A 5,084-nucleotide genomic window follows, 5' to 3' on the forward strand; every position below is an offset into this window, starting at 1 on the left:
TTAATATTACAATTCGTCATTTAAATAGGTCGTCAAAAAGCCTTTCTTCCTTTGAAATGAAGGAAGAAAGGCTTTTTGTAGAAGAGTGATTCATAAACGGACGATCAAGACGTCGCATTTTGCGTAACGCGTAATGCTTTCAGAGACACTACCGATGAAGAAACGCTCGACAGCGTTTAAACCAGTTGCGCCACAGATGATTAAATCGGCATCGTGATTAGGGGCAAGTTTTTTAGCGATTGTTACTTTAGGTGAACCGTATTCAATCGCTACTTCGACTTCCTGTACACCGCGATCTTGAGCAGTCTTGACGTATTCGTCTAGCAATTCCTTCGCGTAAGATTCGGCACGCTCCGTAATGGTGCGGTCATAGGCTTCTACTGTCGCGAATGTCCGTGTATCAATGACATGTGCGATGATCAATTTTGCATCATTTCGCAATGAAACATCGATTGCCGTCTCGAAGGCACGTTCTGCCTCTTTTGAGCCATCTACTGCTACGAGTACATTATGATAGACTATTGCCATGATGAATCCATCCCTTCGTAATCGATATGATGAGTACACCCTAATTATACCATTCTCTTACTGGGAGCGGACGAAACATTCAGTGAGTTCTAAAAATTGTTCTTCCTTTCCGTTCCGTCGTAAGATGGAGTCAGTGAAAGGGGGCGATGCCAAGATGAGGCACGCGTTAATTACAGCAGGTACAAAAGGACTGGGAGAACGAGTGACACGTCAGTTGCTGGAAGAAGGTTGGAAAGTGACAGCGTTTCATCGTTCCGAACCCGAATTTACACATCCGAATCTCATAACGATTCAAGCAGATGTGACGAATCAAGAAGAATTGGAACGCGCAACCCAACAAGCAATCAATGAGCAAGGTCGGATTGATGCGTTGATACTTAATGCAGGACCTTATATATTTGAACGAAAAGCGTTAGTGGATTACACCGATCAGGAATGGGATGAAGTGATCACCGGAAATCTGACAGCTAGTTTTTGGCTGTTGCGTCAAGTATTGCCTGTCATGCGTAAGCAAGCCTACGGTCGAATCATTACGTACGGTTTCCCGGAGAGTGCAACAGCGCCAGGATGGGTATGCCGGGCGGCGTTCGCTGCTGCTAAAAGCGGGATGGTGAGTTTGACGAAGAGTGTAGCGCTTGAAGAAGCGGAACACGGCATCACGGTCAACATGGTCAACCCGGGAAACATCGTTGGTGACAATAAGACGAAGCAAATTTCTGAAGCGGAGCAAGATGAGGCGACGCCGGTCGGAAGAACGGGTGTCGGAGAAGATATCGCTCGCGCGATCTCCTTCTTGTTGGCAGAAGAATCAAGTATGATCACGGGAGCAATCCTCGATGTGACTGGTGGCGTCAATGTCGTCCATCAATCCCGTAAGTAAGAGAAAATGAGGTTGACTCAAAAAAAGAATGACGCGTCTTTTCACGCCCTTTCCTCAGGCGAGACACAAGCCAGTTTTCCTGCTTCATTTAAGCAGGAAAGCGGGTCTTGTTCGTCTCTGACAGCGCATAAATGCGCTTTTCCTGTAGGAGTGGCGTGTGACGCGTCATCTACGAGATAAGGGTGGCAGATTATCATTCTGCCACCCTTATTTTTTAGAGACTGACTGTTGAGTCAGCTTCATTTGTCTTGAGTTAAGATGACGGAATGGATTGAAGATGTTTTGGTGTGCGAGTTAACGCAACTGGACCTTCCGCAGTGAGATGAATATCATCTTCGATGCGGACGCCACCGACACCTGGAACATAAATGCCTGGTTCGAGTGTGTAGACGATACCAGCTTCAGCCGTCAGTAGATTGTTTGACGCGAGAGACGGGAATTCATGAACCTCGATTCCGAGTCCGTGACCGACACGGTGCGTGAAGTACTGTCCGTAGCCAGCGTTTGTAATAACGTCACGGGCTGCCTTATCTAATGAACCGAGTGTCGTGCCGATCTGACTCGCTTCTGTCGCGGCTTCAAGTGCTTGGCGAACCGTTTCATAGATCTTTTTCTGTTCTTCGTTCGCTTCGCCATAAATGAAGGTCCGTGTAATATCGGAACAGTAGCCTTTCCAAACGACGCCGAGATCGAATAAGACGAAATCGCCTTCTTGGATGACACGGTCGCCGGGTACACCGTGCGGATCAGCACTGTTTGCACCAAATAGGACAAGCGTATCAAATGACATCTCACGGACACCTTTTTTCTTCATTTCATATTCGATTTCTGCAATGACTTCGATTTCCGTGATCCCTGGGCGGATCGCTTGTTTACCGATTTCGATTGCTTCGTCCGCAAGTGCGGCTGCTTCTTGAAGAATAGCGATTTCTTCCGGTGTTTTCTTCAGACGAAGCGCTTGTAAAGACTCACCGATATCAAGAATGGCTGCGTTCTCGAGACGTGAGCTTAGTTCCTGATAGCGACTGAACGTCATGTGTTCCCCTTCGATACCGATTCGGTTATTCGAGTGCTCGAATGTCGCGAATAATTCTGCTAATCGATCAAACGGGTTTTCGTGATCCTCATACGTCACGACGTCTCCTTCCCAAGGACTCGCTGCAACGATACTTGCTTCGAGTGCCGGACAGAATAATACATGTTTGCCGGTTACATCGACGAGGACCGCCATGACACGTTCGTGGGGTTCAGCGTAGACTCCTGAGAAATAAAAGACATTTGCCTTCGAAGTGACGACGGCTAAGTCGATTCCTTGTTCTTTCAGGAATTCACTGATTTGGTTCGTACGTTCGCTCATATATGATTCCACCTCTCTACTCATTTTCTACATAAGTATATCATCGTCCGGTTCGAAAAACATTTATCGTAAATCAGACTAGTACACGTTTTCATCTTTAGAGTAGTACAGTATAATGACAGGAGAGTAGAAAAAAGGAAAAGAAGGGATACAGTATGCCTACGAAACACGAACAGATCATTCGACATATCGAAGATCTTGATGTCGGAACAAAGATTTCCGTCCGACAAATCGCGAAGGATTTGACCGTATCCGAGGGGACGGCTTATCGCGCCATCAAGGAAGCAGAAAATTTAGGGTTCGTCTCGACGATTGAGCGAGTCGGAACGATTCGGATTAAAAAGAAACAAAAAGAAAATATCGAGAAGCTGACATTCGCGGAAGTCGTGAACATCGTTGACGGTCAGGTGCTCGGTGGTCGAAATGGATTACACAAGACGCTGACGAAATTCGTCATTGGCGCAATGAAGCTCGAAGCCATGATGCGCTATATCGATGTCGATAGTCTCGTCATCATCGGAAACCGCGAAAAAGCACATGAACTCGTGCTTGAAGCAGGAGCTGCTGTATTGATTACCGGTGGCTTTGATACGACGGAGGATGCAAAACGATTAGCGGATGAGATGGAGTTGCCGATCATTTCGACGTCCTACGATACGTTCACGGTTGCGACCATGATCAACCGTGCGATTTATGATCGATTGATCAAAAAGGAGATTTTACTCGTTTCGGATATTTTAATTCCGTTGCATGATACGTTCTATTTACAGACGACGGATCCGATTTCACGCTGGCACGAGTTGAATGAGCAGACGAAACACAACCGTTATCCCGTCATCGATGAACAAATGAAGGTCGTCGGTGTCGTGACAGCGAAGGACATCATTGACCGTCCGCATGATTGGGCTGTTGAAAAAGTCATGACCCGTCATCCGATCACGGTCGGTATTCGAACGAGTGTCACGAATTCTGCGCATCAGATGGTCTGGGAAGGAATCGAGATGTTACCGGTCATCGACCAGTACGGTCGATTGCTCGGGATCATTAGCCGTCAAGACGTCCTCAAGGCACTGCAACTCGCGAATCGTCAGCCACAAGTCGGAGAGACGTTCGACGATCTAATTACAGGACAGATCAAGGCGGCAGAGGACGAACGGGGACCGTACTTATCGCTTGAGGTCTCGCCGCAAATGACGAACTTCATGGGGACTGCTTCGAGTGGGGTGTTGACGACGCTTCTAGTCGAAGGAGCGACGCGAATGTTGCGCCATATGAAAAAAGGTGACCTTGTCATCGAGAACGTCAGCATCTATTTCATTAAACCTGTTCAAATCGAGAGCACGGTAACGATCCGGGCGAATGTCTTTGACGTCGGTCGAAAATTCGGGAAAGTCGATGTCGAGATGTATCAAGGCACACAAATCGTTGCGAAGGCACTCGTGACATCCCAACTCATCGATCGTTAAATGAATCAAAAAGAACCGAAGTCAATGGACTTCGGTTCCTCTGAATCTAGCTCAGGATTGCTCCATCTCGCGGACGACATACGGATAAATCTTTTTGTAACGGATGAATCCGGCGATGAATGAAGCAACGCCGACGATGATTAAAATGGAACAAACGATTTTCCCGACGAGTGTCGTTAATCCGTTTCCGGAAACGAACTGGTTGACGGCGAATAGGATGACGAACAAGCTCAACCAAATGCTCGCTTGCGTATTGAACAAGTATTTTCGGTTCGTGCTTTTCGTATGGAACGCGCGGCGTTTTGCTAACAAATACCCACCAAGCGAGAAAACGATGAGGGCGATGAGGATGAATTGCATGTTAAAAGGACCTCCTTTTTGTCTTCATCTCATATCATATCAAGATTAGAGGAGCTGTGCACAGTGAAAGAGCAAATCAAACAAATGATTGAAGCGGCAGATACGATCATCATTCATCGTCATGAACGTCCAGATCCCGATGCACTCGGTAGTCAATTCGGTTTGCAATTGACGTTACAACATCAATTCCCTAGCAAAACGGTATTAACGGCCGGAGAGATGGCGACATCATTGTCATTCATGGGAGAGCTCGATCAAGTAGACGATAAATTATACAAAGAGGCGTTAGTCGTGATTCTGGATACAGCGAATCAAGCGCGGATTGACGGGAAGGTTGCGATGACAGGAAAAGACGTCATTAAAATCGACCATCATCCGGATGAAGATCCATACGCACCAGTGCAACTCGTCGATACGACGATGAGTTCGACATCGGAATTGCTCGTTCATTTATTGAACGAATGGGGATACGAGATTCCAACATCAGCTGCCA

At 46.9% G+C, this 5,084-nt stretch carries 6 protein-coding genes; 3 read left to right on the top strand and 3 right to left on the bottom strand.

Annotated features, from left to right (window positions below):
• Positions 1-90 precede the first annotated feature (90 nt).
• Positions 91-528: a universal stress protein gene (locus B4C70_RS13980; RefSeq protein WP_029342342.1), complete on the bottom strand. Its 438-nt coding sequence runs from the start codon at positions 526-528 to the stop codon at positions 91-93.
• Between the two features lie 154 nt (positions 529-682).
• On the opposite strand from B4C70_RS13980, the gene B4C70_RS13985 reads away from it, so the two are divergent.
• Positions 683-1,408, top strand: coding sequence for an SDR family oxidoreductase (locus tag B4C70_RS13985; RefSeq protein ID WP_214727543.1), 726 nt, complete (start codon positions 683-685; stop codon positions 1,406-1,408).
• A gap of 253 nt (positions 1,409-1,661) precedes the next feature.
• Here B4C70_RS13985 and B4C70_RS13990 read toward each other — a convergent pair whose 3' ends face one another.
• Positions 1,662-2,765, bottom strand: a complete 1,104-nt coding sequence (locus tag B4C70_RS13990; RefSeq protein WP_149427715.1) for a M24 family metallopeptidase — start codon at positions 2,763-2,765, stop codon at positions 1,662-1,664.
• 155 nt (positions 2,766-2,920) lie between these two features.
• Here B4C70_RS13990 and B4C70_RS13995 point away from each other — a divergent pair, with 155 nt between their 5' ends.
• Positions 2,921-4,231, top strand: coding sequence for a DRTGG domain-containing protein (locus B4C70_RS13995; RefSeq protein WP_023469046.1), 1,311 nt, complete (start codon positions 2,921-2,923; stop codon positions 4,229-4,231).
• A 51-nt stretch (positions 4,232-4,282) separates the two neighbouring features.
• Here the strand turns inward: B4C70_RS13995 and B4C70_RS14000 are convergent, their stop codons facing one another.
• Positions 4,283-4,591 carry a YtpI family protein gene (locus B4C70_RS14000; protein ID WP_023469045.1) on the bottom strand — a complete coding sequence of 103 codons (309 nt, stop codon included), beginning with the start codon at positions 4,589-4,591 and terminating at the stop codon, positions 4,283-4,285.
• A 63-nt stretch (positions 4,592-4,654) separates the two neighbouring features.
• On the opposite strand from B4C70_RS14000, the gene B4C70_RS14005 reads away from it, so the two are divergent.
• On the top strand, positions 4,655-5,084 hold a 430-nt coding region (locus B4C70_RS14005), incomplete at its 3' end, for a DHH family phosphoesterase (RefSeq protein ID WP_290780453.1).

This window comes from Exiguobacterium sp. UBA5002, from assembly GCF_002396765.1.
Lineage (GTDB): Bacteria > Bacillota > Bacilli > Exiguobacteriales > Exiguobacteriaceae > Exiguobacterium_A.

What these genes read in the sequence shown, in the direction of transcription:
- B4C70_RS13980 (WP_029342342.1), bottom strand. Translation starts at nt 528, where the DNA reads ATGGCAATAGTCTATCATAATGTACTCGTAGCAGTAGATGGCTCAAAA.
- B4C70_RS13985 (WP_214727543.1), top strand. Translation starts at nt 683, where the DNA reads ATGAGGCACGCGTTAATTACAGCAGGTACAAAAGGACTGGGAGAACGA.
- B4C70_RS13990 (WP_149427715.1), bottom strand. Translation starts at nt 2,765, where the DNA reads ATGAGCGAACGTACGAACCAAATCAGTGAATTCCTGAAAGAACAAGGA.
- B4C70_RS13995 (WP_023469046.1), top strand. Translation starts at nt 2,921, where the DNA reads ATGCCTACGAAACACGAACAGATCATTCGACATATCGAAGATCTTGAT.
- B4C70_RS14000 (WP_023469045.1), bottom strand. Translation starts at nt 4,591, where the DNA reads ATGCAATTCATCCTCATCGCCCTCATCGTTTTCTCGCTTGGTGGGTAT.